This window comes from Rhodococcus sp. T2V (assembly GCF_029269925.1).
Taxonomy (GTDB): Bacteria; Actinomycetota; Actinomycetes; order Mycobacteriales; family Mycobacteriaceae; genus Rhodococcus_F; species Rhodococcus_F koreensis.
The window spans coordinates 1-632 of sequence record NZ_JARJBD010000352.1; the positions used below are offsets into that span (position 1 = coordinate 1).

Genomic DNA, 632 nt, shown 5'->3' on the forward strand with positions numbered 1-632 from the left:
TTCATGCTCACCGCGCCGATCCCGGCGACGAAGAAGATCCTCGCCAAGTCGGGGCTGAGCATCGACGACATCGACGCCTACGAGGTCAACGAGGCGTTCGCGCCGGTGCCGCTGGCGTGGGCTCACGAGTTCGGGGCCGACCCGGCCAAGCTCAACCCGTGGGGCGGCGCCATCGCGCTCGGGCACGCGCTCGGATCGTCGGGCACCCGCCTGCTGAGCACCCTGGTCAACAACCTCGAGGCCACCGGCGGACGCTACGGCCTGCAGACCATGTGCGAGGGCGCGGGCATGGCCAACGCCACCATCATCGAACGCATCTGACCCACACCCCCGAAAACCCTGCTTCCGAAAGGTAAGACATGATCGTCAACGACAGCGTCGCACTCGTCACCGGCGGTGCCTCCGGCCTCGGCCTCGCCACCACCAAGGCACTGCTCGCCGACGGCGCCAGCGTCGTCATCATCGACCTGCCCTCCTCCGACGGTGAGACCGTCGCCAAGGAACTCGGCGACCGCGTGCGGTTCGCCGCAGGCGACGTCACCAGCGAGGCCGACGTGTCCGCCGCACTCGACGTCGCGGAGTCGCTCGGACCGCTGCGGGTCGCCGTGAACTGCGCCGGCATCGGCAACGCC

1 protein-coding gene and 1 pseudogene are annotated in these 632 nt (G+C 69.5%); both read left to right on the top strand.

What is annotated here, in order from left to right:
• Window positions 1-321 (top strand): annotated as a pseudogene (locus tag P3H15_RS54320) (steroid 3-ketoacyl-CoA thiolase); the annotation flags it as partial.
• Window positions 322-359: 38 nt separating this feature from the next.
• A partial coding sequence (locus P3H15_RS54325; RefSeq protein ID WP_276144874.1) for an SDR family NAD(P)-dependent oxidoreductase occupies window positions 360-632 on the top strand: 273 nt, incomplete at its 3' end.